Origin of the sequence: Micromonospora sp. NPDC023633, assembly GCF_040640035.1 — a bacterium.
In the GTDB taxonomy this organism is placed as follows: Bacteria; Actinomycetota; Actinomycetes; order Mycobacteriales; family Micromonosporaceae; genus Micromonospora.
Window position 1 is genome coordinate 1 of sequence record NZ_JBFABB010000232.1, and the last position, 5274, is coordinate 5274.

The window sequence follows — 5274 nt, forward strand, 5'->3', positions numbered from 1 at the left end:
ATCGGCGGCACCAAGACGGCGGCGGCGCTGGTCGGAGCCGACGGGACGGTGCTCGGGCGTCGCCTGGCGGTCCGGCGGGCGCCCCGAGGTCGACGTCGCCCGGGGTGCCGCCCGGGCGGAGGGCTCAGCGGAGTTCGTCGGGGAGCAGCCCGAAGACCAGGTCGTCGAGCCGGGTGCCGGCGAGTCCCGGCAGCCGCCCGCGCAGCAGGCCCTCCCGGCGGAATCCCACCCGCTCCAGCACCCCGTGCGAGGCGGTGTTCTCGGGCACGGTGCCGGCGACCAGCCGGGCGAGCCCGGCCGGGCCGAACGCCCAGCCGGCCAGGAGCCGCACCGCCCTGGTGGCCAGCCCGCGTCCCCGCTGCTCGGGCAGGAGCGCGTAACCGACCGACCCCTCACCGGCCTCCGGATCGGAGAGGCTGAGCCCGCAACTGCCCGCCGGCTCGCCGGTGACCGCGTCGAGGATCAGCAGGCGGGCGATGGCGCCGGTGAGCCACGCGCTCTCGGCCAGCAGGCAGCGCCGCTCGATGGCCGCCCGGGTCGGCGGCGCCGGCGGGGCCTGGTTCGCGACCACCTCCGGCCGCGTGTGCAGGCGGTACATCAGGTCGACGTCGTCCGGGCCGAGCCGGCGCAGGGTCACCACGCCGTCGGTGAGCCGGCCGTCGGGCAGGTCCGGCAGGATCCGGGGCGCGGGACCGGGCGGGTCGTCGGCGAGCCGTACCCACGCGAGCAGGTCCGTGCGGCCGCCGCCGCGCAGCTGGCCGGCCGCCCGGCGTACCCCCTCGTGGCGGAAGCCGGCGGCGAGCGCCACCCGCTGGCTGGCCGGGTTCTCCGCGTGGGTCATCAGTTCCAGCCGGTCGAGGCCGTGCCGCAGCGCGGAGTCGGCCAGGGCCCGCGTCGCGGCGGTGGCGACCCCGCGCCGCCGCGCCCACGGCGCGACCCAGTAGCCCACCTCCGCCTGCCGGCGCGGCGCCACGACCTGGCCGAGGCCCGCGCCGCCGACGAGCCGGTCGGTGGCCGGGTCGGCGATGGCGTACGCGGCCCCGCCGGCGGCCCAGGCCGCCGGGGCGCCCTCGGTGATCCACCAGCGGGCGTCGGCCTCGGTGTACGGCTGCGGCATGCCGGGGTTGAACCGCAGGTTGACCGGGTCGCCGCAGCCGGCGGCCAGGTCGGCGGCGTCGGCGGGGCGGAACTGCCGCAGCCGCACCGCGTCGGCCTCGATCACCTCGGGCGTCACGTCAGGTCCCCGGCGAGCAGCGCGCCGACCCAGACGTCCACCCGCTCGTTGCGGTGGGTGAGCCCACCCCGGGCGGTGCCCTCGACCGTGAAGCCGGCCTTCTCGGCGACCCGTCGGGAGGCGGTGTTGCCGACGTTGGCTCGCCACTCGATCCGGGCCAGGCCCAGCGTGGTGAAGCCCCAGGCGCTGAGCGCGGTCAGCGCGGCCGTCAGGTGGCCCCGGCCCCGGGCCCTGGGATCGGCCATGAAGCCGACGTCGGCCAGCAGCGGGTCGGCGGGGGAGAGCCGCAGGTCGATCGTGCCGACGTACCGGTCGTCGGCGTCGGCGACCACGAAGCAGGCGCTGGTGCCGCCGGCCCAGGTGCTCCGGGTGTAGCCCAGGTACGACTCGGCGTCCGCCCGCTCGTACGGGTCGGGCACGCTGGTCCACCGGATGGTCTCCGGGTCCCGGCAGGTGGCGACGATCGTGTCCAGGTCGCGCTCCTCCATCGGGCGCAGTCGCACCTCGGTGGTGCCGCCGGTGGCGAAGAGGACGGGCGGGGGTCCGCCGAAGACGGCGGCGCGACGGGCCTCCAGGGTGCCCGGCCCGACCGGACCGGTCTCCCCGGGGGCGGGCACCTCGCCGGGGAGCAGCGAGCCGATCCAGCCCTCCGCGCCGCCGTCCGGGGCGGGGTCGGCGAGGCGCAGCCGACCCTCGACGCGGAAACCCGCCCGGAGCGCGACCAGACGGGAGGCGTGGTTGCCCACCTCGGCCTGCCAGATCAGCCGGCGCAGCTTCAGCGAGTCGAAGGCCCAGCGGGCGACGGCCCGGGCGGCCCGGACGCTCACGCCCGCGCCCCGGGCCCAGGGCGCGGTCCAGTAGCCGATCTCGCCCGAGCGCAGGCCGGCGTCGATCGAGACCAGCCCGCAGGAGCCGAGCAGCTCGCCGCTGGCGGCGTCGCAGACCGCGAACGGCGCCCCGTCGCCCGTCGCCCAGTCCGCCGGGGCCACCTCGCTCACGAACCTGTGCGCGTGTTCGGGCAGGTACGGGCGAGGTACGGTGGTCCAGCGCTGGATGTCCGGGTCCTGGCACGCCCGGTGCACCGCCTCGGCGTCGGTCGGCCGCCAGGGTCGAAGCAACAGGCCGTCCTCGGTGATCTCCACAGGTTCCACCCGAGCCATCGTGCCGGCCGTTCGCGGACGGCGTAACCGGATTTCGGCGGGGCGGCGCGAGTCCAGCGTGTTTATGTCGGTTTCGCCGGCTCGGAGGGCCGCCACCAGTGACCATCGCGCCGACGGAGCGCCTACGATGGTTCGAGACTGTCTAGGGGAGCGTTGATCCGTGTCGATTCTGGAAAAGGTCCTCCGCGCGGGCGAGGGCCGTATGGTGCGCCGGCTGAAGGCCATCGCCGCCGCCGTCAACTCGATCGAGGACGACTACGTCAACCTCACCGACGACGAGCTGCGCGGCATGACCGACCAGTTCAAGGAGCGGCTCGCCGACGGCGAGACCCTCGACGACCTGCTGCCGGAGGCGTTCGCGGTGTGCCGTGAGGCGGCCGCCCGGGTGCTGGGTCAGCGTCCCTACGACGTCCAGGTGATGGGCGGCGCGGCGCTGCACTTCGGCAACATCGCCGAGATGAAGACCGGTGAGGGCAAGACCCTGACCTCGGTCATGCCGGTCTACCTCAACGCGCTCTCCGGCAAGGGCGTGCACGTCATCACGGTCAACGACTACCTGGCCCAGCGTGACGCCGCCTGGATGGGCCGGGTGCACGAGTTCCTCGGCCTCACCGTCGGCGTGGTGCTGCCCAACCGGCCGGCCACCGAGCACCGGGCCGCCTACGAGTGCGACATCACCTACGGCACCAACAACGAGTTCGGCTTCGACTACCTGCGCGACAACATGGCGTGGTCGAAGGAGGAGCTGGTCCAGCGCGGCCACAACTTCGCGGTGGTCGACGAGGTCGACTCGATCCTGATCGACGAGGCCCGCACGCCGCTGATCATCTCCGGCCCGGCCGAGCACTCCGCCCGCTGGTACTCGGAGTTCGCGGGCGTCGTGGCCCGGCTCCAGCCCGGCAAGGACGGCGAGGGCGACTACGAGGTCGACCACTCCAAGCGCACCATCGCGGTCACCGAGCGCGGCGTGGCCAAGGTCGAGGACCGGCTGGGCATCGACAACCTCTACGAGTCGGTCAACACCCCGCTGGTGGGCTACCTCAACAACGCCATCAAGGCCAAGGAGCTCTACAAGCGCGACAAGGACTACATCGTCAGCGACGGCGAGGTCCTGATCGTCGACGAGTTCACCGGGCGCATCCTGCACGGCCGCCGCTACAACGAGGGCATGCACCAGGCCATCGAGGCCAAGGAGGGGGTGGAGATCAAGCAGGAGAACCAGACCCTGGCCACCATCACCCTCCAGAACTACTTCCGCCTCTACGAGAAGCTCTCCGGCATGACCGGTACCGCCCAGACCGAGGCGGGCGAGTTCAACAAGGTCTACAAGGTCGGCGTCGTGACGATCCCGACCCACCGGCCGATGGTCCGGCAGGACCGGCCAGACGTGATCTACAAGACCGAGAAGGCCAAGTTCAACGCCGTGGTGGAGGACATCGCCGAGCGGCACGCGATGGGTCAGCCGGTGCTCGTCGGCACCGTCTCGGTGGAGAATTCCGAGATCATCTCCCAGCTGCTGCGCCGGCGCGGCATCCCGCACTCCGTGCTGAACGCCAAGTTCCACGCCCGCGAGGCCGAGATCGTCGCCCAGGCGGGCCGCAAGGGCGCCGTGACCGTCGCCACCAACATGGCCGGCCGTGGCACCGACATCCTGCTCGGCGGCAACCCCGAGTTCCTCGCCGCCAACGAGCTGCGCCAGCGCGGCCTCGACCCGGTCGAGCAGGAGGAGGAGTACGCCAAGGCGATGGAGGAGGTCCTGCCCCAGTGGAAGCAGGCCTGCGACACCGAGGCGGAGGAGGTCGCCGCCGCCGGTGGCCTCTACGTGCTGGGCACCGAGCGGCACGAGTCCCGCCGCATCGACAACCAGCTGCGCGGTCGGTCGGGCCGCCAGGGTGACCCCGGCGAGTCCCGCTTCTACCTCTCCCTCCAGGACGAGCTGATGAAGCGCTTCCGCTCCGGCGCCGTCGAGGCGGTCATGGAGCGCTTCAACATCCCGGAGGACGTGCCCATCGAGTCGAAGATGGTCACCAAGCAGATCAAGAGCGCGCAGGCCCAGATCGAGGGCCAGAACGCCGAGATCCGCAAGAACGTCCTCAAGTACGACGAGGTCATGAACAAGCAGCGCCAGGTGATCTACGCCGAGCGGCTGCGGGTGCTCAACGGCGAGGACCTCTCCGACCAGGTCCGCAACATGATCGACGACGTCGTCGAGGCGTACGTGCGGGGGGCCACCTCCGACGGCTACGGCGAGGACTGGGACCTGGAGCAGCTCTGGGCCAGCCTCAAGCAGCTCTACCCGGTCGGCGTGACGATCGAGGAGCTGGAGGAGGAGGCCGGCGGCTCGCGGGCCGGCATCGACGCGGACTTCCTGCTCTCCCGCCTCAAGGAGGACGCGCACGCCGCGTACGACCGCCGCGAGGAGCAGCTCGGCGAGGAGGGCACCCGCCAGCTGGAGCGGATGGTCCTGCTCCAGGTCATCGACCGCAAGTGGCGCGAGCACCTCTACGAGATGGACTACCTCCAGGAGGGCATCAGCCTGCGGGCGTACGCCCAGCGCGACCCGGTGGTGGAATACCAGCGCGAGGGCTTCGACATGTTCGCCACCATGATGGACGGCATCAAGGAGGAGACGGTCGGCTTCCTCTACAACCTCGAGGTCCAGGTCAACGAGCCGGAGCCCGAGGCCGAGGAGGTCCAGCTGCTCGACAAGCCGGTCGAGATCCGGGCCAAGGGCCTGGGCCGGACGCCGCAGCAGCAGGGCCTGCAGTACTCCGCGCCGACCATCGACGGCGAGGCCGGCGCCGGCGCGGTGGCCGTCGAGCGCGCCGAGGAGCACGCGCCGGCGCTGGGTGTCGGTGGCCCGGCTCCGGCCGCCCCGGC

The 5274-nt window shown here is 72.8% G+C and carries 3 protein-coding genes; 1 reads left to right on the top strand and 2 read right to left on the bottom strand.

Translation table 11 applies throughout. The features are described 5' to 3' along the window. Window positions 1-124: 124 nt before the first annotated feature. Together AB0G13_RS33925 and AB0G13_RS33930 are read right to left on the bottom strand one after the other, a co-directional pair. Window positions 125-1234, bottom strand: coding sequence for a GNAT family protein (locus tag AB0G13_RS33925; protein WP_357883558.1), 1110 nt, complete (start codon window positions 1232-1234; stop codon window positions 125-127). After that, window positions 1231-2394: a GNAT family N-acetyltransferase gene (locus AB0G13_RS33930; protein WP_357883561.1), complete on the bottom strand. Its 1164-nt coding sequence runs from the start codon at window positions 2392-2394 to the stop codon at window positions 1231-1233. Before AB0G13_RS33930 ends, AB0G13_RS33925 begins: the two co-directional genes overlap by 4 nt. Before the next feature lie 160 nt (window positions 2395-2554). On the opposite strand from AB0G13_RS33930, the gene secA reads away from it, so the two are divergent. Beyond that, window positions 2555-5274, top strand: a 2720-nt coding sequence (gene secA / locus AB0G13_RS33935; protein WP_357883564.1) for a preprotein translocase subunit SecA, incomplete at its 3' end; no start/stop codon positions are given.